The sequence below is a fragment of the Shimia haliotis genome (genome assembly GCF_900114415.1).
GTDB classification, from domain to species: domain Bacteria; phylum Pseudomonadota; class Alphaproteobacteria; order Rhodobacterales; family Rhodobacteraceae; genus Shimia; species Shimia haliotis.
Window position 1 is genome coordinate 63,654 of record NZ_FOSZ01000007.1, and the last position, 21,879, is coordinate 85,532.

General features: G+C 58.1%; 22 protein-coding genes. 8 read left to right on the forward strand and 14 right to left on the reverse strand.

Annotation, left to right across the window (positions count from 1 at the left end; all coding sequences use genetic code 11):
• The first annotated feature begins 53 nt into the window (after nucleotides 1-53).
• Nucleotides 54-593: an adenine phosphoribosyltransferase gene (locus BM069_RS15605; protein WP_093325100.1), complete on the forward strand. Its 540-nt coding sequence runs from the start codon at nucleotides 54-56 to the stop codon at nucleotides 591-593.
• 78 nt (nucleotides 594-671) lie between these two features.
• Here the strand turns inward: BM069_RS15605 and BM069_RS15610 are convergent, their stop codons facing one another.
• From BM069_RS15610 to coxB, 10 genes are all read right to left on the reverse strand, one after another.
• On the reverse strand, nucleotides 672-2,075 hold the full coding sequence (locus BM069_RS15610; RefSeq protein WP_093325101.1) for an FAD-binding oxidoreductase: 1,404 nt from the start codon (nucleotides 2,073-2,075) through the stop codon (nucleotides 672-674).
• Nucleotides 2,076-2,297: 222 nt separating this feature from the next.
• Complete coding sequence (locus BM069_RS15615) at nucleotides 2,298-2,888, reverse strand: GNAT family N-acetyltransferase (RefSeq protein ID WP_093325103.1); 591 nt, start codon at nucleotides 2,886-2,888, stop codon at nucleotides 2,298-2,300.
• The gene (locus BM069_RS15620) at nucleotides 2,888-4,150 is read right to left on the reverse strand and encodes a M16 family metallopeptidase (protein ID WP_093325104.1); all 1,263 of its coding nucleotides are present in this window, start codon (nucleotides 4,148-4,150) and stop codon (nucleotides 2,888-2,890) included. The genes BM069_RS15615 and BM069_RS15620 overlap by 1 nt, the downstream gene beginning before the upstream one ends.
• Entirely contained in the window at nucleotides 4,147-5,535 is a 1,389-nt protein-coding gene (gene thrC / locus BM069_RS15625; protein WP_093325106.1) for a threonine synthase, read from the reverse strand. Before thrC ends, BM069_RS15620 begins: the two co-directional genes overlap by 4 nt.
• 5 nt (nucleotides 5,536-5,540) lie before the next feature.
• A complete protein-coding gene (locus BM069_RS15630) occupies nucleotides 5,541-6,215 on the reverse strand; it encodes an SURF1 family protein (RefSeq protein ID WP_093325107.1) in 675 nt (224 codons plus the stop codon).
• A 112-nt stretch (nucleotides 6,216-6,327) separates the two neighbouring features.
• Nucleotides 6,328-7,128, reverse strand: a complete 801-nt coding sequence (locus BM069_RS15635; protein ID WP_093325109.1) for a cytochrome c oxidase subunit 3 — start codon at nucleotides 7,126-7,128, stop codon at nucleotides 6,328-6,330.
• 29 nt (nucleotides 7,129-7,157) lie between these two features.
• Nucleotides 7,158-7,733: a cytochrome c oxidase assembly protein gene (locus tag BM069_RS15640; protein ID WP_093325110.1), complete on the reverse strand. Its 576-nt coding sequence runs from the start codon at nucleotides 7,731-7,733 to the stop codon at nucleotides 7,158-7,160.
• The gene (locus BM069_RS15645) at nucleotides 7,733-7,894 is read right to left on the reverse strand and encodes a cytochrome C oxidase assembly protein (protein ID WP_093325112.1); all 162 of its coding nucleotides are present in this window, start codon (nucleotides 7,892-7,894) and stop codon (nucleotides 7,733-7,735) included. The genes BM069_RS15640 and BM069_RS15645 overlap by 1 nt, the downstream gene beginning before the upstream one ends.
• Nucleotide 7,895: 1 nt before the next feature.
• On the reverse strand, nucleotides 7,896-8,834 hold the full coding sequence (gene cyoE / locus BM069_RS15650) for a heme o synthase (protein ID WP_093325113.1): 939 nt from the start codon (nucleotides 8,832-8,834) through the stop codon (nucleotides 7,896-7,898).
• 91 nt (nucleotides 8,835-8,925) lie between these two features.
• Complete coding sequence (gene coxB, locus BM069_RS15655; protein WP_093325115.1) at nucleotides 8,926-9,774, reverse strand: cytochrome c oxidase subunit II; 849 nt, start codon at nucleotides 9,772-9,774, stop codon at nucleotides 8,926-8,928.
• A 182-nt stretch (nucleotides 9,775-9,956) separates the two neighbouring features.
• Between coxB and tldD the strand changes: the two genes are divergently transcribed.
• The gene (tldD, locus tag BM069_RS15660) at nucleotides 9,957-11,378 is read left to right on the forward strand and encodes a metalloprotease TldD (RefSeq protein ID WP_093325116.1); all 1,422 of its coding nucleotides are present in this window, start codon (nucleotides 9,957-9,959) and stop codon (nucleotides 11,376-11,378) included.
• 143 nt (nucleotides 11,379-11,521) lie between these two features.
• Nucleotides 11,522-12,664, forward strand: a complete 1,143-nt coding sequence (gene dprA / locus BM069_RS15665; RefSeq protein WP_093325118.1) for a DNA-processing protein DprA — start codon at nucleotides 11,522-11,524, stop codon at nucleotides 12,662-12,664.
• A 2-nt stretch (nucleotides 12,665-12,666) separates the two neighbouring features.
• Here dprA and BM069_RS15670 read toward each other — a convergent pair whose 3' ends face one another.
• The gene (locus BM069_RS15670) at nucleotides 12,667-13,125 is read right to left on the reverse strand and encodes a hypothetical protein (RefSeq protein ID WP_139216220.1); all 459 of its coding nucleotides are present in this window, start codon (nucleotides 13,123-13,125) and stop codon (nucleotides 12,667-12,669) included.
• Nucleotides 13,126-13,254: 129 nt separating this feature from the next.
• Between BM069_RS15670 and topA the strand changes: the two genes are divergently transcribed.
• The 4 genes from topA to BM069_RS15690 all read left to right on the forward strand — a co-directional run bounded on the left by topA (nucleotide 13,255) and on the right by BM069_RS15690 (nucleotide 18,092).
• Nucleotides 13,255-15,843, forward strand: coding sequence for a type I DNA topoisomerase (topA, locus tag BM069_RS15675; RefSeq protein WP_093325120.1), 2,589 nt, complete (start codon nucleotides 13,255-13,257; stop codon nucleotides 15,841-15,843).
• Between the two features lie 222 nt (nucleotides 15,844-16,065).
• Entirely contained in the window at nucleotides 16,066-16,635 is a 570-nt protein-coding gene (locus tag BM069_RS15680) for a L,D-transpeptidase (RefSeq protein WP_093325122.1), read from the forward strand.
• Between the two features lie 102 nt (nucleotides 16,636-16,737).
• On the forward strand, nucleotides 16,738-17,460 hold the full coding sequence (locus tag BM069_RS15685) for a CoA transferase subunit A (protein ID WP_093325123.1): 723 nt from the start codon (nucleotides 16,738-16,740) through the stop codon (nucleotides 17,458-17,460).
• Nucleotides 17,461-17,462: 2 nt separating this feature from the next.
• Entirely contained in the window at nucleotides 17,463-18,092 is a 630-nt protein-coding gene (locus BM069_RS15690; RefSeq protein WP_093325125.1) for a 3-oxoacid CoA-transferase subunit B, read from the forward strand.
• An 87-nt stretch (nucleotides 18,093-18,179) separates the two neighbouring features.
• On the opposite strand, the gene BM069_RS20140 is transcribed toward BM069_RS15690, so the two are convergent.
• The 3 genes from BM069_RS20140 to BM069_RS15705 form a co-directional block, all read right to left on the reverse strand.
• Nucleotides 18,180-19,037, reverse strand: a complete 858-nt coding sequence (locus tag BM069_RS20140; protein ID WP_093325127.1) for a sulfatase-like hydrolase/transferase — start codon at nucleotides 19,035-19,037, stop codon at nucleotides 18,180-18,182.
• The gene (locus tag BM069_RS20145) at nucleotides 19,010-19,618 is read right to left on the reverse strand and encodes a sulfatase-like hydrolase/transferase (RefSeq protein ID WP_093325129.1); all 609 of its coding nucleotides are present in this window, start codon (nucleotides 19,616-19,618) and stop codon (nucleotides 19,010-19,012) included. Before BM069_RS20145 ends, BM069_RS20140 begins: the two co-directional genes overlap by 28 nt.
• Nucleotides 19,619-19,727: 109 nt before the next feature.
• Entirely contained in the window at nucleotides 19,728-21,194 is a 1,467-nt protein-coding gene (locus BM069_RS15705; RefSeq protein WP_093325130.1) for a class I adenylate-forming enzyme family protein, read from the reverse strand.
• Nucleotides 21,195-21,308: 114 nt separating this feature from the next.
• On the opposite strand from BM069_RS15705, the gene BM069_RS15710 reads away from it, so the two are divergent.
• Nucleotides 21,309-21,860, forward strand: a complete 552-nt coding sequence (locus BM069_RS15710) for a LuxR C-terminal-related transcriptional regulator (protein WP_093325132.1) — start codon at nucleotides 21,309-21,311, stop codon at nucleotides 21,858-21,860.
• Nucleotides 21,861-21,879 lie beyond the last annotated feature (19 nt).

A 21,879-nucleotide genomic window follows, 5' to 3' on the forward strand; every position in this document is an offset into this window, starting at 1 on the left:
CAAAGGCCCGCTTTTGACAAAGCTGCGCCGTAACTTTTTTACGGGGAACAGCCATGCCCAAAAGCGCCGACGTCAAAGACTATATCCGCACTATTGTGGATTTTCCCCACGAGGGAATTATGTTTCGCGATGTAACCACCCTCTTTGCCGATCCCCGCGGTTTCCGCATGGCAATTGACCAGATGCTGCATCCCTACGCGGGCACACGTATCGACAAGGTTGTCGGGCTTGAGGCCCGTGGTTTCATCCTAGGCGGCGCCATCGCACACCAACTGTCGGTGGGGTTCGTGCCAATCCGCAAAAAGGGCAAACTGCCGGGCACAACCATCAGTCAGGAATATAAACTCGAGTATGGCGAAGCCATCGTTGAGCTGCACGACGACGCCATCCAACCTGGCGAACAAGTGCTTGTTGTTGATGACCTTTTGGCAACAGGTGGCACGGCAGAAGCCGGCATAAAGCTGATTGAGCGACTTGGCGGAGAGATTATCTCCTGCTCCTTTATCATCGATCTTCCCGAACTTGGCGGGCGCCAAAAGCTCGAAGATATGGGCATGGATGTGCACGTGCTCTGCGAGTTTGACGGTTTGTGATTTTTAGGGGGCCAGCCCCCTCGTCACAGCAGGCTGTGACGTCACCCCCGAGGTATTTCCCGCAATAGGAAGTGCCTCCTAAAGCACCGCACCGGGGTTCATGATCCCGTGGGGATCCAGAGCAGCCTTGATAGCTCGCATCGCCGCCAGACGTGTCGGATCGCCAAATTTTTGCAGGTCCGCGACCTTCAATCGCCCGACACCATGCTCGGCGCTGAAACTGCCGCCAAAGCTGTGGACCAGATCATAGATCGCGTCGCTGACCGCATGGCGGCGGTCGTTATAGGCCTCGCGGCTTTCGCCCTCGGGCGGGAACACATTGTAGTGCAAATTGCCGTCGCCCAGATGCCCGAAACAGTTGACCCTGAATGGACCAAGTGCGGCCACCCGCGCATCCGCGGTCGCGATAAAATCCGGCACCACCCCAAGTGGCAGCGAGATGTCATGGCTCGCGACAGACCCCACCGCTTTGTTCGCAATCGGAATATGTTCTCGCAACCCCCACAGTTCGGATCGCTGGCCATCGCTTTGGGCGATAACACCATCACTGACCAGCCTTACCTCCAACGCTGCCTCAAACAGCGCCTCAAGCGCCGCATCGGCGGCCTTGCTCATACCCAATTCGATCAGAACAGACCAATCCGGTATGTCATTCAGCGGCAACCGGACATCAGGCAACCTGTCTCGGACAAAACGCAATCCCTGCCCGTGCAACAATTCGAAGGCAGAAATGCTCTCCCCCGCCATTTCCCGCGCCAGCGCCAACAGTTCGAGCGCATCTTGCGGGCTCGTGACAACCATCATCGCGGTCCCCACGGATCGCGGTCGGGGATAGAGTTTGAGCGCGGCAGCAGTGATCACCCCTAAGGTGCCTTCAGACCCGACCAAGAGATTGCGCAGATCATAACCGGTGTTGTCTTTGCGCAATCTCGTCAAACCGTTCCAGATTTCGCCGTTGGGCAGGACTGCCTCAAGGCCTAGACACAGATCCCGCGCATTGCCGTACCGCAACACGTTCACGCCACCCGCATTGGTGGCCAAATTCCCGCCAATTCGTGCAGACCCCTCCGCCCCAAGCGACAAAGGAAAGAGCCGCTCAGCTTCCGCCGCCGCCGCCTGTACGTCGGCAAGAATGCAACCCGCCTCAGCCACAAGTACATTCTCCAACGGATAGATCGCGCGCACTGCTTTCATGCGTTCCAGTGACAGGATCACTGGTGTCGGGCCCTCTGGCATCACTTGCGCGCCGACCAATCCGGTCCCGCCACCATAAGGGACCACAGCCACCCGCGCCTCGTTGCAGGCCCGCAAAATTGTTGCCACCTCGGCAGCATTGCGCGGCCGCGCCAAAATTCCGCCAGCGCCAAAAAATCGCCCCCGTGGCTCTTCGAGATAGCCTGCTTGCGCACCACTCAGAGTGTTTTCAGGCAATTGCGCCGCAAGACGGGTTGAGAAGTCGGAGGAGGCTGGGATCAATGTCATGAAAACCGGAGAAATTTTTGCCCCGTCGACAAGGGGCACTGGGGTTGGGTTGGAACAAACTGCTCCAATTATGCGGGCAAACAACTCGATACGCTAGGTCCCGGAACGCGACAAATTAGGCTGTCCCAAAAACATAGCCCTTTGACAGAAGATTGCTGCGACCGCCTTTTTGCGCGATCCGAGGATGATGCCATCAGAAGCACCCACAGCAGACAAAGATCGTTAAACCTGCCCCGCTGTCGTGCGCCCACGGCGGTCATTGCGCAACGCCGCATAAAGCACATGCGTGCGCCAGCGTCCGTTGATTTGCAGATAGCTCTGCGCGACGCCCTCATATTTGAAGCCTGATTTTTCAAGAACACCGCGGCTCGCCACGTTTTCCGGCAAACAGGCGGCCTCAATCCGGCTCAGATCCAGGCGTTGGAATGCGTGGTGCACCACCGCTTCGATGGCCTCCCCCATATAGCCGGAACGGGCAAAAGGTTCTCCGATCCAATATCCCAACGTACCCGCCTGCGCAGGCCCGCGGCGAATGTTGTCCAGCGTAATCGCCCCCAGAAGGCGATCGTCCTCACGCCGGATCAGAAACAAAGGCACCGCCGTGTCGTTGGCAATGGCCCGCTGCGCCCAATACACTCGGTTGGTAAAACTCTTGCGGGTCAAATGCGTGGCGGCCCAGACCGGTTCCCACGGGATCAGGAAATCAGCGCTGGTGGACCGCAATTCCGCCCACTCACGAAAATCCGAATGCACCGGCGGGCGCAGGATCATACGCTCGGTGTCCAGCTTGACCTTGCGACGGTTGATCAACATCAGGCCGCGCGCCTTTCCTGCAAGGCCTCCAGCGCGGGCGCGTCGGCCACAGGCCCATAAAGCGCCATCGCAGGCCGCGCCGCCACCGCCATATGCTCGGCAAAGCGGCGCACATCTTCGTCAGTCACGGCATCGATGCGCTCGACCGTTTCCGCAAGCGTCGGCACACAGTCCCAGATCGCAATCATACGCGCCTGACGTTCGGCGCGGCTTGATGGGCTTTCCAGCCCCATCAAAAGACCCGCCTTCATCTGGATGCGCGCCCGCGCGATTTCGGCTTCGTTCATATCCTCAGCGGCGCGCTTAAGCTCATCTATGGTGATCTGCGCCAACTCTTCGATCTGGCTGCCGCTGGTGCCGGCATAGATCGTGGTCATGCCGGTATCCGCATAGGCACCGGTTTGCGCGTAAATCGAATAGCACAGACCACGCTTTTCGCGAATTTCCTGAAAGAGGCGGGAAGACATGCCGCCGCCCAACGCGGTGGAATAGATCTGCGCCGTATAGATGTCAGGGCTGCAATAGTCAGGGCTTTCCAGACCAAGGGCGAAGTGGGCCTGCTCCAGTTTTTTTTCAGTACGATACTCGCCACCGGCAAAACGCGCAGGTGTCAGAGCAATGCCAGGCCCACGCTTGAGGTGCCCGAATTGTTCCTCGGCCAGACGCACGATCTCGTCGTGATCAATGCCGCCCGCTGCGGACAGGATCATCCGGTCCGGCGCGTAATGCTCCTGCACAAATCCGGCAAGGTCTGTCTTGCCAAATCCGCGCACGTGATCGCCCTCCCCCAGAATGGTCCGCCCAAGCGGTTGATCCGGATAGGCACGTTCCTGCAGCCAGTCGAAAATCACATCATCCGGCGTGTCCAACGCCTGACCGATCTCTTGCAGGATCACGCCCCGCTCGACCTCGATCTCCGCCGGATCAAATACCGGGTTCAACACGATATCGCCCACCACATCCAACGCCAGTGGCACATCGTCCTTCAGCACCCGAGCATAATAAGCCGTCACCTCGCGGCTGGTATAGGCATTGATATAACCGCCCACATCTTCGATGGCCTCGGCAATCTCAAGCGCGTCGCGCTTCTTGGTGCCTTTGAACGCCATATGCTCAAGAAAATGGGCAATGCCATTCTGCTCGGGCCGCTCGTGGCGGCCGCCTGCATTGACCCAGATGCCGATGGCAGCGGATTCCAGACCAGGCATATGCTCGGTTACAATGCGGAACCCGTTGGAAAGTGTGTGCAGTTTTGTGGTCAACGCTCAGCGATCCGTTCTGTTATAAGTGTTTCCAGCGCGCCAAGATCGTTTGGGACACGGGTCACGCGTTCGTCCTTGTCCATCATGTCCACCATATGCGGCGGCAGATCCGGACGAGCGCCCATCGCGGCCTCGACCGCGTCAGGGAATTTCGCAGGATGGGCGGTCGCAAGCGTGATCATGGGCGTGGCCGAAAGGTGTTCATTGCCAACCTTTACCCCAACCGCTGAATGCGGGCAAAGCACTTCTCCGCAAGCGGCAAATTCCGCCTCGATCGTGGCACTGGTTTCCTCTTCCGAGGCCCGCCCGCTGTCAAAATGCTCGCGCAGCGTTTCCATCGCGCCTTGGCTCACCGTGAAGGTGCCATCGTCAAGTTCTTCCATCAACTGCGCCACGGCACCACCATCGCGGCCATAGGCATCAAACAACGCACGCTCGAAGTTGGAGCTGACCTGAATGTCCATCGAGGGGCTGATCGACGGTGTCACGCCTTCTTTAGTATAGGCGCCGCTTTCCATGGTGCGGTGCAGAATGTCGTTCTGGTTCGTGGCAATCACCAGCTTTTCAATCGGCAGCCCCATTTTCTTGGCAATGTAGCCTGCGAAAATGTCGCCAAAGTTGCCTGTTGGCACGGTAAAGCTCACCTTGCGGTGCGGCGCGCCAAGGCTCACTGCGGACGTGAAATAATACACCACCTGCGCCAACACCCGCGCCCAATTGATAGAGTTAACACCCGCCAGTTTCACACCATCGCGGAAGTCAAAGTCGTTGAACATGTCCTTCAGACGCGCCTGACAGTCGTCAAAGTCACCGTCCAGCGCAAGTGCATGCACATTGGCGTCGTTCGGCGTGGTCATCTGCTTGCGCTGAATGTCACTCACGCGGCCATGCGGAAACAGGATGAAGACATCCACGTTGTCCAGCCCACGGAAGGCTTCAATAGCCGCAGAGCCAGTATCACCCGAGGTCGCGCCCACAATCGTCACACGCTCATTGCGCCGCGCCAGTGAGAACTGGAACAGCTGACCGATCAGTTGCATTGCAAAATCTTTGAACGCCAACGTCGGGCCGTGAAACAACTCCAGCAAGTGGTGGTTCGGCGCCAGTTGCACCAAAGGCGCCCGCGCCTCATGCCGAAAGTTGGCATAGGCCCGCGCGATGATGCCCTTGAACTCTTCGTCCGTGAAGGCATCGCCCACAAATGGCCGCATCACGATAAACGCCGCCTCTTCATAAGACTTGCCAGCCAGCGCCGCGATCTCATCCGCGCTCATCGTCGGGATGCTTTCAGGCACGTAGAGCCCGCCATCCCGCGCCAATCCGGTCAGCATGGCCTCTTCAAAGCTCAGTTCCGGAGCATTTCCACGGGTCGAAATGTATTTCACGTCTCTCAGGCCTTCTTGGTTTTGCGCATCCGGCGCAGGTAATACAGGGTCATCGCCACCCAGACAATCGCAAGTCCGTACCAGGTGACGATATACCCGAGATGGTCATTGGGAATGCCGGCTGTGTCGACTGGCAAGGGCGTCACGCCCGCGTTGTTTTCCGACACCTCACGGGCCACGACCAGCAAAGGCTCAGTTCCCAGAACCTGCGCCATCTGAGCCATGTCGCGGGCAAACCAGATGTTACCTTCCACATCGTTTTGCGGCGTGAAGCTGTCGCGCTCATCCGGCCAATGAAGGTTGCCCACCACAGCGGCCTCTCCTGCCGCGCGATCCAAATCCTTGGCCTCGGTTTTGATCCAGCCGCGATCCACCATCACTGAACGGCCGGTGTCGGTCTCGAACTGCGCAACGACGCGATACACCGCTCCAACGCTTTTTGTCGACGCCAGAACGTGCAATTCCTCGCCCGTAAACGCGCCGGTCATAGTGACTGGTAGATACCGGTCGGCCTCCGCGTCGGGCTCCGAAGGCAGGGCGACCGGTTCCGCCACGATCCGCGCGTTGATATCGGCTAAAACCCCTTCCTTCCACGCCAGACGTTGCACCTGCCAGGTGCCAAGCGACACCAGCACGACGGTGCCGAGAATGCCAAAGAACAGGGGCAGGATCAGGCGCAAGGAAGAGTTCCTTCAAAGAAAAATCGCGGCAAGGTCTGGCCCTGCCGCGATCTGCTTTAAATCTCATTGGTCCAGCAGGATCAACCGCTCATCCAGACCAAACGACGGTGTCTTACTGACCCCAGATGTAGATCGCTGCGAAAAGGAACAGCCAGACCACATCGACGAAGTGCCAGTACCATGCGGCAGCTTCGAAACCGATGTGTTTTTCTTGGGTGAAGTGCCCCTTCATCAGACGGATCAGGCAGACCAGCAGGAAGATGGTGCCGATGATCACGTGGAAACCGTGGAAGCCGGTCGCCATGAAGAAGGACGCGCCGTAGATGTTGCCAGCAAAGCCAAACGCCGCGTGGCTGTATTCATAGGCTTGGAAATAGGTGAACAGCAGGCCCAGAAGAACCGCAATGATCAGGCCGGTTTTCATGTCCTTGCGGTTATTCTCATGCGCCAGAGCGTGGTGGGCCCAAGTTGCGGCACAGCCGGAGCACAGCAGGATCAGCGTGTTGATCAGCGGCAGGTGCCACGGATCGAAAGTCTCGATGCCCACCGGCGGCCAGACACCGTCCACCGCGGGGCTTTCGGGGCCCATCGGATAAAGCGCGTGTTTGAAGAAGGTCCAGAACCATGCGGCAAAGAACATAACTTCGGACATGATGAACAGGATCACGCCATAGCGCAGACCAATCTGAACAACCGGAGTGTGGTCCCCAATCTGGCTTTCGGCGACAACGTCAGCCCACCAGCAGAACATGACGCCCAGAACGCCAACTAGGCCAATCAGGAACATCCAAGGACCGCTGTCGTGCATCCACAACACAGCCCCGAATAGCATGACAAAACCTGCCAGCGCGCCCAAGAGCGGCCAAGCAGACGGTGCCAGAATGTGGTAATCGTGGTTTTTAGCGTGCGCCATAAGTCAATCCCTCGTTGGCAGGCGTATTCTTAATTTACGTCTTTGTTTGTTGCTTGCGTCAAGGAGGCTGTCTCCTCGGGCAGGTCGATTTCGTAGAAAGTGTAGCCCAGCGTGATCACCTTAACGAACTTTGCGTCGCGGTCCTCAACGATCTCTGGGTCCACATAAAAGCTCACAGGCATTGTCACCCGCTCACCCGGTTGCAGGATCTGCTCTTCAAAGCAGAAACAGTCGATCTTGGTGAAATAGCCACCCGCGTCATAGGGCACGACGTTATAGCTCGCGCTACCTGCCACGGGACGGTCGGTCGGGTTGTAAGCCTCATAAAAGGCCAGACCGGTTTCACCGATCCGCACTTCCATCTCGCGCTGCATGGGGGTGAATTCCCAAGGCATGTCTCGCTCGATCGAAGCGTCAAAACGGATCTTGATGGTCTTTTCCAGGATAGTGTCGCTGCCCACATCAGCGGTGTTCGTTACACCGCCAAAGCCGGTTACACGGCAGAACCAGTCATAGAACGGCACCGACGCCCACGCGAGGCCACCCATCAGGGCCACCACACCGACGGTTTGCACCAAGGTCTTATGCTTCGGATCCATCGCCATCAGCGTTCGACACTCGCGTTTGCCGGTTCATAGTCACCGCGCGTGATCTTCACGTAGGTCAGGCCGAACACGATAAAAATAAAGCTCGTCAGCACCAGCGCCACGCCAAGGTTGCGGCCGAAACGGCGTTTGTGCAGTTCGTGGGGTTCTTTGAAGCTCATGTTACCAGCCTCCCAATCCATAAGGTGCCAGCAGGGCTTCTGCCAGAATGGCACCGAAATGCAGGAACAGATACAACAGCGACAGCGCAAAGAACGCTTTCTCTCGCTTGTAACCGTCTGCCTCGGAGACGTCTTCGTCACGACGCCAGATCGACACAGCACCCGCAAGGAACAATGCGTTCAGCACAAGAGCTGTGGTCAGGTAAATCGGGCCGCCCACACCGGTAAAGGCCATACCAATGGCGATGATCGCCAACAGGATGGTGTAAACCAGAATGTGGTTACGGGTCACGCGGCGGCCATGGGTCACGTGCAACATCGGCACGCCGGCGTCTTTATAGTCAGACTTCATGAACAGACACAGTGCCCAGAAGTGCGGCGGCGTCCACATGAACGTCAGGGTGAACATCAGAACGGATTCAATCGCGACTCCACCGGTCACAGCCGCCCAACCGATCATCGGAGGGAAAGCACCAGCCGCGCCACCAATCACGATGTTCTGCGGGGTCCAGCGCTTGAGCCACATCGTGTAGATCACCGCGTAGAAGAAGATGGTGAAGGCCAATAGGCCAGCCGCGACAAAATTTGTCGCCAGCCCCAGCATCACAACCGAAAAGCCCGAGAGCGCCACACCAATCGCCAGCGCTTCTTCGCGCTGCACTTTGCCGGCCGGAATCGGGCGGCCTTGGGTGCGCTTCATTTTCTGGTCAATGTCGCTGTCAAACCACATATTGAGCGCGCCTGACGCGCCACCGCCCACTGCGATAAACAGAATCGCGCAGAAGGCTTCAAACGGATGCAGACTGCCTGGCGCAGCCAGAAGCCCCACCGCAGCGGTGAACACCACCAAAGACATCACACGCGGCTTTAGCAGGGCGAAATAATCGCCAAAGCTGGCCTCGTTGGTGCTGGCTTGCGTATTGATGCTTGCGTCGCTCATGGTCTTCCTCGTCGCAAAGGCGCGTCGTTTCTGCGCGCCCTTATCGGTGTCCAAAGGGCGGGGATTTCACCCCGCCAGTTGATACGTATGTTTAGTCAGCCGCGGCCACTTTTACGGTCGGCAGAGTGGACATATCGCCTGCATACTCTTCGATCGCGCCCTTCAGCCACTCATTGTACTTGGCTTCGGAAACCACCTCGACAGTGATCGGCATATACGCGTGGTCCTTACCGCAAAGCTCGGAACACTGACCGAAGTAAATGCCCTCTTTGTCGGCTTCAAACCACAGCTGTGCGATGCGTCCGGGGACGGCATCTTGCTTCACGCCAAACGACGGGATGGTCCAGCTGTGGATCACGTCCGCACCGGTGACATCCATCACGACGGTTTTGCCAACAGGCACAACAACCTTGGTGTCGGTCGCCAGCAGATATTCGTCTTCGTTGTATCCGTTCTCTGCAAGCGCGTTCTTTTCCAGAAGGAAGCTTTCAAAGCCAAATTCGTGGTCAGTGTACTCATAGCCCCAGTACCACTGATAACCAGTCACTTTGATGTGGACTTCGCCTTCAGGGATTTCCTGCTGATTAAAGAGCACCGGCAGGCTGTTTGCGCCAATGAACAGAAGAATCAGGATCGGCAGAACCGTCCACGCGATCTCCAGTGTGCTGTGATGGGTAAAGCTGGACGGGTTCGGGTTCGAGCGGCGGTTGTAACGCACCATGACCCATACCATCAGAGCGGTCACAAACAGCACGATCGCTGTGATGATCACAAGGATCAACGTGTCCAAACGGTGAATTTGCGTGGCCAGTTCGGTGGCTGCCGGCTGGAAGCCAAGGCCGTTGGGCACGGGCTTGCCGATGGTTTCAGCGTCCTGCGCGATGGCCGGAATGGCGGTTACAGCTGCCATAAGGCCCAGGAATGTCGATAGAATTCGCATGTGTCACCCTGATCGGTTGCGGTGTTTCTTTGTTTAGATTCGCGTGATTCATACCATATCGGCGGAATCCCGCTGTTGTTTCGCGCCTTGAAACCATATTCTGCCGCCTAGATAAAGATCGAAGCTTGCGGCGAACCGTCGCTTTTTTGATTTAGATCAAAATCCGAGAGAGCAGAACACACATGACCACTACGCCTTTCCGCCCGTTTGAGACCACCCTTGATGAGGCTGCGGCCCTGCGTTTGTTGCGTCAGGCCACCGAAGGTGCGGAGGATGGAGAACTGTTTCTGGAGCGCCGAAGCTCGGAGGCTCTGGTATTTGACGACGGTCGCCTCAAAACTTCTAGCTTTGACGCAGCCCAAGGATTCGGCCTGCGCGCGGTCAACGGCGAGGTCTCTGGCTATGCGCATTCATCCGACATCTCCGAAGCCGCAATCGCCCGCGCCGTTCAAACAACCCGCCTCGCGGTTGCGAACGGCGGTGGCACGCTGGCCGAAGCCCCGCAACACACCAACCGGAAGCTCTATACAGATGCCGATCCGATTGGCGGCGTGTCTTTTCCTGTGAAGATCGAAACCCTACGGGACATAGATGCTTTTGCCCGCGACATGGACAGCCGCGTGGTTCAGGTGTCTGCGATGTTGGCGGCTTCCCATCAGGAAGTTGTCATTCTGCGTCCCGATGGCAACCGCATCACGGATGTGCGCCCCATGACACGTGTGAATGTCTCTGTGATCGTAGAGCAGAACGGACGCCGCGAATCCGGTTCCGCAGGTGGCGGCGGCCGCATCGGCTTGGACGGGCTGCTCGATCCTGCGGACTGGCAGGGCAAAGCCCGTGAAGCCCTGCGCATTGCGCTTGTGAACCTCGACGCTGTGCCTGCGCCCGCTGGCCCGATGGAAGTGGTGCTTGGCCCGGGCTGGCCGGGTATCTTGCTGCACGAGGCCGTCGGACATGGTCTCGAAGGCGACTTCAATCGCAAGGGCACTTCCAAATTTGCTGGCCAGATCGGCCAACAAGTCGCCTCCAGAGGCGTGACCGTGATCGACGACGGCACCATTCCTGACCGGCGCGGCTCAATCACCATTGACGACGAAGGCACCCCTTCGGGCAAAAACACCCTGATCGAAGACGGGATTTTGGTGGGCTATATGCAGGATCGTCAAAACGCCCGCCTGATGGGCGTTGATTCCACTGGCAACGGGCGTCGCGAGAGCTATGCCCACGCACCAATGCCTCGCATGACCAACACCTATATGTCGGGCGGCGACAGCGCCCCGTCCGATCTGGTGGCCTCCCTCAAGGACGGCATCTACGCGGTCGGCTTTGGCGGTGGACAGGTCGACATCACCAACGGCAAGTTCGTTTTCTCTTGCACGGAGGCCTATCGGGTCGAAAACGGCAAGATCGGTGCGCCAGTCAAAGGCGCCACACTGATTGGCGACGGCGCCACGGCGATGATGCAGATCAAGGGACTTGGCAACGACATGGCGCTTGATCCCGGCATGGGTAACTGCGGCAAAGCCGGCCAATGGGTGCCGGTCGGCGTCGGTCAGCCCACTGTGTTGATGGACGGTCTGACCGTCGGCGGCTCTGCGGCCTAAGCACGGACAAGGCGGCGCAGACACACGTCACGCCTACAAACTTAGTGAACAAACCGCGCACGCATCCTTAAAATGCCGTTAGCGTTTACTTATCGTTAACGAGATTCGCCTTAACGTTGTATTGCAAGGAGGCGGAGACACGGATGACAGAGGATCAGATTTCTTCCACTCACCCCCAACTCCCACCCACCACGGAAGATGAGAGATTTTCCCGACTCCGCCTCTTGCGTTCACGTCGCGTCGGACCTGCCACCTTTTACCGGTTGATCTCGGAACATGGCTCCGCAGCCGCAGCGCTCGAGGCTTTGCCCGAGATCGCCAATGCAGCGGGCGTGAAAGACTACTCAGTCTGTTGCGCGGCACAGGCCAAAACCGAAATCGCATCTGCTCGCACACTTGGTGCTCGCGCGGTATTCTTTGATGAGCCTGACTATCCTGTCGATCTGGCTGCAATTCCCGACGCCCCCCCAATGCTTTGGCTGCGCGGCGACCCGTCTCTTTTGTGCAGGCCGTTGATCGCCCTGGTCGGTGCCCGCAACGCCTCCGCACTTGGCAACAGGATGGCTCGCGCTCTGAGCCGTCAATTGGCTGACGCGGGCTTTGTCATAGTCTCGGGCCTTGCCCGCGGCATTGACGCCTCCGCCCATCACGCCGCCCTAAAAAGCGGCACGGTGGCAGTATTTGCTGGCGGCGTTGACATTATGTATCCAGCCGAAAACGCTCAACTAGGCCACGAGATTGCCGCTCAAGGTCTGTGCCTCTCCGAACATCCTCCGGGTCTCGCTCCGCGCGCGCGCCATTTTCCTGCCCGCAACCGGATTGTCTCCGGACTTGCCCGCGCGGTTGTTGTGGTCGAGGCAGCCGCAAAGTCCGGCAGCCTGATCACCGCCCGCACAGCACTAGACCAAGGCCGCGATGTGCTCGCCGTGCCAGGACACCCGTTTGATGCAAGAGCGTCGGGCTGTAATATGCTGATCCGTGACGGCGCCGCCTTGGTGCGCACAGCCGACGATGTGATTGCAGCCCTCAGTCCGCGCCTTGACGAGGCAAGCCCGCCTCGCCCAGCGGAAGTGACACCCGCCGAACCACGCCCAAAACGCACACTGCGCGAGACCCACGCGCTGCATCGGCAAATTCTTGACCGCCTAGGCCCCACGCCGGTTTCTGAGGATCAACTGATCCGCGAGGTTCAGGCCGACGCAGAAGACGTTACGCCCGCCTTGCTGGATCTAGAGATGGATGGTCACATCCAGCGTCAGTCCGGCGGGTTGCTGTCAAAAATCTGACGTCACTGACACCATTCGGGAATAACTTCATAGAACGCCTCGCAAGTGTGCTCCCACGCCCACCAGGCATCCGTGGCTCCCAGGGACCACTCGACGGCCACCCACATATTTCCCGACTTGCGATACAGCACGTCATAGCGGGCCCCATCCATATAATCGACGTTCAACTCGACACGCCATGCCAAAGGCGACGTATCAAGATCAATGTCGCCGCCACCCGGTCGCTGTGCCGTCAGCATGGCAAAAGCAATGTCCTCATAGACCCGCAATTCCGTCACCACAAATTGCACCGGCGCACCGAGTTGCCATTCGGCAATCGGGCGAACAGCATCCATCAAATCCCGACGCTCCTGCGTACCTCGCTCGGGCTCATACCAATCGCCAAAATCGCCCGCCGCAGCCGGTGGCGACACTAGAAATCCCGAAACCAAAAAAGCCGCGACCTTCAAAAATTGTACCATCCGCACCCCATCTCCAAAACAAATTTTCGCCACTTTGGCACAGGATTTTTTACAACGCATTGACAATCCCCCCTTTCGCCCCACATTTTTCGCCGCCATATAGCTCGCTCCGAGTCGAGAGGAATTTTCATGCCAGTTGTCGTTGTCGAATCCCCGGCGAAAGCCAAAACAATCAACAAGTATCTGGGGCCCGACTACACTGTACTTGCCTCTTATGGCCATGTGCGAGACCTGCCAGCCAAGAACGGCTCGGTGGATCCGGACGCGGATTTCGACATGCTCTGGGAAGTGGGCACCGACAGCAGAAAACACGTCAAAGCCATCGCCGATGCCCTCAAAGAAGACAACGAACTGATCCTCGCAACCGACCCCGATCGCGAAGGCGAGGCCATCAGCTGGCACCTTGAAGAGGCGTTGCGCAAACGTCGCGCAATCAAAAAAGACACCCCTGTCAGCCGTGTGGTGTTTAACGCCATCACCAAGTCCGCGGTGACAGAGGCCATGAAAAATCCTCGTCAGGTGGACCAGCCGCTGGTGGATGCTTACCTCGCCCGCCGCGCTTTGGATTACCTCGTGGGCTTCAACCTCTCTCCGGTGCTGTGGCGCAAACTGCCCGGGGCGCGGTCTGCGGGCCGTGTGCAATCAGTCTGCCTGCGCCTCATCGTTGAGCGCGAAATGGAAATCGAGGCGTTCAACGCCCGTGAATACTGGTCGGTCAAAGCCCTGCTTGCCACACCGCGCGGCAAAGAGTTCGAAGCCCGCCTGACCGTTTTGGGCGGCGAAAAGCTCGACAAGTTCTCACTGGAAAATTCGACGGCCGCCGAATTGGCTGTACAGGCCATCGAAAGCCGCAATCTCTCGGTTGCCCGTGTTGAGGCCAAACCTGCCTCTCGCAACCCGTCCGCACCGTTTATGACGTCAACGCTCCAACAGGAAGCCAGCCGCAAATTCGGCATGGGTGCGCGTCACTGCATGAACGCCGCGCAACGCCTCTATGAGGCAGGTTACATCACCTATATGCGGACCGACGGCATCGACATGGCGCCCGAAGCTGTGCAGGGCGCACGCGACGCGATCAAGGATTTCTACGGCGCCGAATACGTTCCGGAAAAACCACGTATCTACAAAAACAAAGCGAAGAACGCTCAGGAAGCGCACGAATGTATCCGCCCGACGGATATGATGCGCAAGCCTGCCGATCTGAAGGTCTCCGAAGAGGACCAGCGCAAGCTTTATGACCTGATCTGGAAACGCACATTAGCCTGCCAGATGGAAGGTGCCCGCCTTGAGCGCACCACGGTCGACATCGCCAGCGACGACAAACAGGTCGAGTTGCGCGCCACCGGTCAGGTGGTGCTGTTTGACGGCTTCCTGCGGGTCTACGAAGAAGGCCGCGACGAGGTCGTCGAGGAAGACGACGACAAGCGTCTGCCGCAGATCATGCAGGACGAGGCGATGGCCAAACGGTCTGTTTCGCCCGAGCAGCATTTCACTCAGCCCCCGCCCCGCTACACCGAGGCGACGCTGGTCAAGCGCATGGAAGAGCTCGGCATTGGCCGCCCGTCGACCTATGCGTCGGTGATCACCACCATTCAGGACCGCGATTATGTCCGGAAAGAAAAGAACCGCCTGTTTCCCGAGGACAAAGGCCGGATCGTCACCATCTTCCTCGTGAATTTCTTCCGCAAATACGTTGGCTATGAATTCACCGCCAACCTTGAAGAAGAACTCGACGATGTTTCGGCAGGTGATCGCGACTACAAGAACGTGCTGTCCCGCTTCTGGAAAGACTTCAACGCGGCGATTGCCGAAACCAGCGATCTACGAATCTCCGAAGTGCTGGATATCCTTGACGAAGCGCTTGCTCCGCAACTCTATCCGCCGCGTGAAGACGGCACCGACCCGCGCGTCTGCCCCAAGTGCGGCGCCGGTCAGTTGCACCTGAAAACCTCACGCACCGGCGGCTTTGTCGGCTGCGGCAACTACCCCGAATGCAACTACACCCGCCCGATCTCCGGCGAGGGTGCTGAAGGCTACGAAAAGGTTCTCGGCGAAGATCAGGGGGACGAAATCCACCTGAAATCCGGCCGTTTTGGCCCCTACGTTCAACGCGGCGAGGCAACGCCGGAAAACAAAAAGCCGCCGCGCTCTTCTCTGCCAAAGCAGGGAAAAGAATTCTTGCCCGGTTGGGGACCGAACGAGGTCACTCTGGAACAGGCTGTCACCCTGCTGACCCTGCCCCGCGAAATTGGTCCTCACCCCGATGGCGGCGTGATCTCGTCCAACCTAGGCCGCTTCGGGCCCTACATCATGCACCAGCTGCCCGATGAGGAAAAACCGGTCTACGCCAACCTCAAGGAAACGCTCGACGTCTTTGAAATCGGCATGAACCGCGCAGTCGAGATGATCACCGAAAAGCGCAACAACCCCGGTCGCGGAAGACGGGCCGCCGCCAAAGCGCTGCGAGAACTTGGCGATCACCCCGATGGTGGCGCGGTCAACATCATGGATGGCCGCTACGGGCCTTACGTGAAATGGGAAAAGGTCAACGCCACGATCCCCAAGGAGGTCGAGGTCAAAGACGTAACCATGGAACAGGCGCTCGAATGGATCGCCGCCAAGGCGCCCAAGAAAAAGGCCGCCGCCAAAAAGAAGGCCCCCGCCAAGAAAAAGGCACCTGCCAAAAAGACGGCCACCAAGAAAGCCGCCGCCAAGTAAGTCAGAGGCCCCGCGAGGGGCCTTTTTCTTTGCCCCTCTTCCTTTTGCCAAAAAAATCTCGGGGGTCTGGGGGCTGGCCCCCAGTTCAACTTGCGTCTGTGGGCCAGCCCCGATCCTTCCCCCAAGCTCATCCGCCGCTGATCACGAAAGTTTTAGCCAACGCGCAATTGCGCTGGCGGCCCCCGGTCTCCACATCTGTCGCAAAACAGAGCAGGACCATCCATGACAAACACAAACTTGCCCCGTCGCGCCTTTCTTCTGGCGATGCCCGCACTTGCGCTCTCCGCCCGCGCTTCTCTCGCACAGGACGAAACCCAGCAACCCGCGCCCGCCCTGCGAAATATTTCGAGCTTCTCACGACAAGACTGGCGTGATCACTTTGACGTGCTTGGCGTGGCGACTATCGTTGCTGACACAACCTCGCGTGCGTTGCATTTCTGGAACGGCGACGGCAGCGATTACCGCATTTACCCCACCTCCGTGCCAATGACCGAAGACCTCACCAAGCGGGGTTATACCAAGATTGTGCGCAAGCGCGTCGGCCCGGACTGGACCCCGACCGCCAGCATGGTCGAGCGCAATCCGGAATTGAAATACATGCCTCCGGGTCCCGACAATCCGCTGGGCACTCACGCCATGTATCTCGAATGGCCCGCCTATTTGATCCACGGCACCCACGACACGCGCAAGATCGGGCGCCGCAGTTCGGATGGCTGCATCGGGCTCTACAACCCGTCCATTGCCGAACTTTTTGAAATCAGCCCGGTCGGCACACAGGTGCGCATCATCTAGCGGCTGTTGCGGCCCGTAGTAATACGCGCAGCCCCTGCAAACGTTGACTCCCGCTTGCCCCCACGTCACAAAACCGACAATTCCGGATAAGGGGAGACATCCATGAAAAAGGTATATGCAAATGCCGCCGAGGCGCTCGAGGGCGTTCTGAACGACGGCATGTTCATTGCCTCAGGCGGCTTCGGCCTCTGCGGCATTCCCGAGCTTCTGCTTGATGCAATCCGCGACAGCGGCGTCAAGGATCTGACGTTTGCGTCCAACAACGCGGGCGTCGACGACTTTGGCATCGGCATCCTGCTGCAAACCAAGCAGGTCAAAAAGATGATCAGCTCCTACGTGGGCGAAAACGCCGAATTCATGCGCCAATATCTCTCCGGCGAACTTGAACTTGAATTCAACCCGCAGGGCACGCTGGCCGAGCGTATGCGCGCAGGCGGTGCCGGCATCCCGGGCTTTTTCACAAAAACCGGTGTCGGCACAGTGATCGCCGAAGGCAAGATGGAAAAACAGTTTCCCACCGGTCCCGATGGCGCCATGGAAGACTACATCATGGAAGAAGGCATGTTTGCCGATCTGGCCATTGTGAAAGCGTGGAAGGCGGACGAAACCGGCAACCTCGTGTTCCGCAAAACCGCACGCAACTTCAACGCGCCTGCGGCCACCTGCGGCAAAATCTGCATCGCCGAAGTCGAAGAAATCGTGCCGACCGGTTCGCTTGATCCGGACTCGATCCATCTGCCCGGCATCTATGTGCACCGCATCATCCAAGGCACGCACGAAAAACGTATCGAACAGCGCACCGTGCGCCCGCGCGAGGAGGCATAATCATGGCTTGGGATCGCAATCAAATGGCGGCACGCGCCGCACAGGAACTGCAAGACGGCTGGTATGTGAACCTTGGCATCGGTATCCCGACGCTGGTATCCAACTACATTCCAGAAGGCATTGAAGTGACGCTTCAGTCCGAGAACGGCATGCTGGGCATGGGCCCCTTCCCGATCGAAGGGGATGAGGACGCCGACCTGATCAACGCCGGCAAACAGACCATCACCGAGCTGCCGCAGACCGCGTATTTTGACAGCGCTCAGTCCTTCGCCATGATCCGCGGCGGCAAAATTGCCATGGCGATCCTCGGCGCGATGGAAGTGGCGGAAAATGGCGATCTGGCCAACTGGATGATCCCGGGAAAGCTCGTGAAAGGCATGGGCGGCGCGATGGACCTTGTGGCCGGTGTTGGCCGAGTAGTTGTTGTGATGGATCACGCCAACAAACACGGCGTCTCCAAAGTGCTGAAAGAATGCACCCTGCCTCTGACCGGCAAAGGCGTGGTGGATCGCATCATCACCAACTTGGGTGTGCTTGACGTGGTTGAGGGCGGCCTGAAGATCGTCGAATGCGCGGACGGTGTGTCCGAAGACGAGCTGCGCGCGGCAACTGAGGCAACCATCGTCAACTAAGCGCGACGGACCGACAAAATTGCAAAGCCCCGCCAGAATTGGCGGGGCTTTCTTTTGTTCGACATGCACAGGGAAAATGGACGGGTGTTAGTGCTTGGGCGGCACATACGGGTCTGGTGCGCCCGGTGGAGTTGAGGGAAATTTCTTGAACGACGACGCATGCTCATAAAGTTGCGGAATCGCCTTCTCGGCCACCCACGTGTAGGGAAACAGCACGTTGTCCCGCTCATGCGGGTCATTCAGAAGGTTATAAACCCTTGGTGTATCAAAGGTTTCTGTCGCTCCAAAAACACCGGAGTTTTCTTTGAACATCACCTTCCAGTCGTTCCACTTCACGCCAAATACTTGCTCTCCCATGTAAACAATCACGCCTTCCCGATTGGAGGTGTCTTGGTTTCCCAAAAACAAGTCGGACTGATCAATACCGTCAAAAGCACGGTCAGTGGGCACAGAGCCACCGGCAAAGGCCGCAAGGGTTGGAAAAAGATCCATAGAATGCACGACGCCGTTGCTCACCGCCCCTGCTGGAATGCGATCTGGCCATTTAATCGCAAACGGAACCCGCAAGCTGCCTTCAAGGCTCGTAAACAGCGTTCCCCGCCAAGGACCAGCGCTACCCTGTACCGCCGGTGTGGGTGAAATATTTGAACTCCCGACCTGGAGCGCTTCCGGTCCGTTGTCAGCGGTGAAAATCACAACAGTGTTGTCCGACACTCCGGCGTCTTCGAGAGCTTGCGTCACCCGCCCCAAATATGTGTCGACCTGCAACAGGATATCAGCCCAAACACCCTTGCCGGTCGCACCTTCAAATTCCGGATGCGCGAGATTGGGATAGTGGGTTTGAGAATAGGCAAGGTAGATAAAAAACGGGTTGTCTCCGCCTGCCTTGCGAGTGATGAAGTCAATGGCCTTCTCTGTCAGGTCGCTGTCAATGAGCGCGCGAATTTCATATCATAGGGGCGCACAATGGTTGCTGGGGCACCCGCAACACCCTGCATCACGACATTTTCCTCCATGTCAGCTTCAGCATACCCGGTGAGTGTAGGCCAGACAGTAACGTCTGTCGTTTCAATTGCATAAAACTCATCAAACCCCTGACTTGACGGATAGCGGCCTTCGGACCAGCCTAGATGCCATTTGCCGTACATGGCCGTTTCATAGCCAACGTCTTTCAGCATTTCGGCCATGGTGATTTCCCACTGTGTGAGACCGTAGACCCCGCCGCCAAGTGGCACAGTGTGGTTGCCGCTTCGGATGCCATAGCGACCTGTCATCGTTGCCGCACGCGAAGGGGTGCATTGGGCCTCGACATTGAAATTGGTCAGACGAAGACCCTCAGCTGCCAAGGCGTCCATTTCAGGTGTCGGTGTGCCGCGAATGATGCCACCACCATTAAATCCGGGTTCTCCCCAGCCAAAGTTGTCAAGGAAAACAAATACGATATTCGGCTGTTCTTGAGTATGACCAGATGTCGCCATTCCGATCGACAAAATCGCGACGCTCAGAAATGAGGAAATTGCTTTCATGACTAAACTCCTGAATAAATGGAGCCCGATAATAGTCGTATGAATGCGCGATCAGACAACAACCAAAGGGCAAGTCGATCCGCCTTCGGTTTTGATACGCGCTCCAGCTCTATTCACTCAGACGCAAGCGCAACTCGGTCTTGAGCACCTTGCCGTAATTGTTCTTCGGCAAACTCTCTACCTGCACATAGTCCTTCGGCCGCTTGAACCGCGCCATCTCTGCCAGACAATGTGCCTCCAACGCTGCCACATTCAACGCGCCATCACACACCACAAAAGCCACAACATCTTCCCCCCACTCCGGATGCGGGCGCCCCACCACAGAGACCTCCCTGACCGACGGATGGGTCAGCAACACCTCCTCCACCTCACGGGGGTAGATGTTGGTGCCGCCGGAAATGATCAGGTCCTTAGACCGGTCCTTCAGCGTCAGATAACCAGCTGTGTCCAGCGCCCCCATGTCGCCCGTAAGCAGCCAGCCGTCTTTCAACGTCGCAGCCGTGGCCGCGTCATTGCGCCAATACCCTGGCATCACAGCGTCGCCGCGCACCAGAATTTCACCCACCTCTCCGGCAGGCAAAACCCCTTCTGGAACTCCGATCGCCAGTTCTACCACCGACTGCGCCCGTCCGACCGACGCCAACTTCGCGGCATCACCTCTCGCAACGTCTTTCTTGGTCAAAGCTGTGATGCACATAGGGCATTCCCCCTGCCCATAAATCTGTGCAAACACCGGTCCAAAGTGGTCCACGGCCTCGCGGATGTCCTCCACATACATCGGTCCCCCGCCATAAACCACAGTGCGCAAGCCGGCCCCTGTTGAACCAATCTCCTTGGCGACCTGTGTCATGCGCTTGACCATGGTGGGTGCCGCAAACATATGCACCCGCCCGAAATGCGCCGCGAGATCAAAAATCTCGGCTTCGTCAAAACTGCCGCTTTGGGGCACCACATGGCGCGCGCCTTTAAGCACGTGCATAACGTTATAAAGCCCCGCGCCATGGCTCATTGGCGCTGCATAAAGGGCCGTGTCGGCGGCTGTGACCTCATCCACATCAACAAAATAACTGGTGGCCATCGCCGCAATCATACGGTGGGTGATCATCACCCCTTTGGGTCGCCCCGTCGTGCCAGACGTGTAAAACAGCCAACAAAGATCTTCCGGCTTTCTTGGGGCGATGTCGCCCGCCCCGTGACAAACCGGTACCGCTTCACATTGCACGTTGCTCGCCGTCGTCACCGCCTCAGCCAAACCGCCCGTCGCAAAACACAGACGCGCGCCCGCATCCTGCAATATCCACGCGGCCTCCTTGGGGTGCAATTTGGCATTCATCGGAACCGCCACCGCGCCAGCCGCCCAAATACCGTGAAGCGCCACGAGATAATCTGGGCAATTTTTCAAGAACAGCCCGACGCGGTCACCCGGCGAAACACCTTGTTGCGCCAACCAGTTTGCGACGCCAAAAATCCGCGATAGAAAACTGCCATAAGTTTCAACGCATTTTGTCCCTGAAAAAATGGCCTGCCGCTTTGGATCAAGGCCTGCAGCGCGTTGCAACCATAAGGCAATATTCATGAACGTTCTCCCAAATCCCCGAACAGGATCAAGCCGCAACAAAGAGGTTGGCGCAACCCGTAGAACCACGCCGCCTCTTTCCCTTTTTACCGGCCTGTGCCAAGACACTGGCCCATGGACCACAACACACTCGCCTTTGAACACGCCCCCGTTGGCCTGATCCTTCTGGAGAGTCGCGTCATCCGTCGCGCCAATCCACGCTTTGGCGAAATGTTCGGCCTTGATCCGGCCGCCTGCGAAGGCCTGCCAATCGCCGAAATTTACGCCTCCGAAGAAGATTTTCAAACCATCGGCGCCAAAGTCTATGCCGCGATCCGCGAAACCGGGCGATATTCGGACGAACGTGTCATGAAACGTGCGGACGGGTCGCTGTTTTGGTGTCGTGTTCGCGGACAGGCGGCGACCAAAGACACGCCGGAAAACCCGTTCAGCACCTCTGTCTGGTCCTTTGCCGACCTTTCAGAAGATCGCCCGATCGTGTCCCTTACCCAACGCGAACGCGAAGTCGCAATTCTGACCTGTCGCGGCCTCACCTCTAAGGAAATCGGGCTGGAACTCGACCTGAGCTATCGCACCGTTGAAGAATACCGCGCGCGGCTGTTGCGCAAATTTGGCGCCCGCAAGCTCGCGGAACTGGTGGCGAAACTCTCCGGCATGCCTCTTTAACCCAATATGCTGTTATCGC

Bases quoted from the DNA above. Each gene is read 5' to 3' on its own strand.
- BM069_RS15605 (WP_093325100.1), top strand. From the start codon at position 54: ATGCCCAAAAGCGCCGACGTCAAAGACTATATCCGCACTATTGTGGAT.
- BM069_RS15610 (WP_093325101.1), bottom strand. From the start codon at position 2,075: ATGACATTGATCCCAGCCTCCTCCGACTTCTCAACCCGTCTTGCGGCG.
- BM069_RS15615 (WP_093325103.1), bottom strand. From the start codon at position 2,888: ATGTTGATCAACCGTCGCAAGGTCAAGCTGGACACCGAGCGTATGATC.
- BM069_RS15635 (WP_093325109.1), bottom strand. From the start codon at position 7,128: ATGGCGCACGCTAAAAACCACGATTACCACATTCTGGCACCGTCTGCT.
- BM069_RS15640 (WP_093325110.1), bottom strand. From the start codon at position 7,733: ATGGCGATGGATCCGAAGCATAAGACCTTGGTGCAAACCGTCGGTGTG.
- BM069_RS15645 (WP_093325112.1), bottom strand. From the start codon at position 7,894: ATGAGCTTCAAAGAACCCCACGAACTGCACAAACGCCGTTTCGGCCGC.
- cyoE (WP_093325113.1), bottom strand. From the start codon at position 8,834: ATGAGCGACGCAAGCATCAATACGCAAGCCAGCACCAACGAGGCCAGC.
- coxB (WP_093325115.1), bottom strand. From the start codon at position 9,774: ATGCGAATTCTATCGACATTCCTGGGCCTTATGGCAGCTGTAACCGCC.
- tldD (WP_093325116.1), top strand. From the start codon at position 9,957: ATGACCACTACGCCTTTCCGCCCGTTTGAGACCACCCTTGATGAGGCT.
- dprA (WP_093325118.1), top strand. From the start codon at position 11,522: ATGACAGAGGATCAGATTTCTTCCACTCACCCCCAACTCCCACCCACC.
- BM069_RS15670 (WP_139216220.1), bottom strand. From the start codon at position 13,125: ATGGTACAATTTTTGAAGGTCGCGGCTTTTTTGGTTTCGGGATTTCTA.
- topA (WP_093325120.1), top strand. From the start codon at position 13,255: ATGCCAGTTGTCGTTGTCGAATCCCCGGCGAAAGCCAAAACAATCAAC.
- BM069_RS15680 (WP_093325122.1), top strand. From the start codon at position 16,066: ATGACAAACACAAACTTGCCCCGTCGCGCCTTTCTTCTGGCGATGCCC.
- BM069_RS15685 (WP_093325123.1), top strand. From the start codon at position 16,738: ATGAAAAAGGTATATGCAAATGCCGCCGAGGCGCTCGAGGGCGTTCTG.
- BM069_RS15690 (WP_093325125.1), top strand. From the start codon at position 17,463: ATGGCTTGGGATCGCAATCAAATGGCGGCACGCGCCGCACAGGAACTG.
- BM069_RS20145 (WP_093325129.1), bottom strand. From the start codon at position 19,618: ATGAAAGCAATTTCCTCATTTCTGAGCGTCGCGATTTTGTCGATCGGA.
- BM069_RS15705 (WP_093325130.1), bottom strand. From the start codon at position 21,194: ATGAATATTGCCTTATGGTTGCAACGCGCTGCAGGCCTTGATCCAAAG.
- BM069_RS15710 (WP_093325132.1), top strand. From the start codon at position 21,309: ATGGACCACAACACACTCGCCTTTGAACACGCCCCCGTTGGCCTGATC.